This window comes from Helicobacter didelphidarum (assembly GCF_003364195.1).
GTDB classification, from domain to species: Bacteria; Campylobacterota; Campylobacteria; order Campylobacterales; family Helicobacteraceae; genus Helicobacter_A; species Helicobacter_A didelphidarum.
On sequence record NZ_NXLQ01000169.1, the window covers coordinates 1 to 747 of the forward strand.

The window sequence follows — 747 nt, forward strand, 5'->3', positions numbered from 1 at the left end:
AGATTCTCATAATGATGAGATGGTGTTTGAAGTAAAATACAAGCTTGGCTTGTGGGATTATTGTGTTAATATATTCTTTTTTATTCCATTTAGCTGTTTGCTTGTATATGCTGGAACATCTCTTGTGATAGAGTATGTATCCTTGATTATATTTATACTAATTGGAGCTATGGGTATATTTTTAATTACAGATGATATTATCTATTTGCGTAAAAATAGATTCTATATCACAAATCAAGGCATAGGCTTTGAGCGTAGGCATTGGTGGCGAATGCAAAAAGGATTTTTTAGATTTGGTGAAGTGGGAATGATGCATCATGTAGACGTAAGAAGGTATATGAGGTCATTGCAATATGATTTTGTCATATTTCCAATAGATTCTCAAGTAAGAAAAAACATTATAGGGGAAGCGGTCATTAAGAGTAAAAATAAACTTAGAATTCAAATTCTTAATAATGGCATTGATATTCCACTAAATTTTATCCGTCAAAAAACAAAAGAAGCTTTAGAATCTCAAGGTAAAAGTGTGCAATTTTTTGAAGATTTTTTTGGAACTCGTTGGGTAATCTTTGGCAAAGGAAGCGATGATGAATCCAAATGAGAATACGCAATCCTTAGGTATTTCTATAGGCTTACCAAATTCTAGTCATAAAGGCTTTGATATAAAAGCTGGTGTGATAGATAATACTAACACTTATAATCCAAATAATAACTTTAAACTTTATGATTCTAAAGATACATACAATC

At 30.8% G+C, this 747-nt stretch carries 1 protein-coding gene; it reads left to right on the forward strand.

Annotation, left to right across the window (positions count from 1 at the left end):
- A partial coding sequence (locus CQA53_RS12890; RefSeq protein ID WP_115544045.1) for a hypothetical protein occupies positions 1–601 on the forward strand: 601 nt, incomplete at its 5' end.
- Positions 602–747 lie beyond the last annotated feature (146 nt).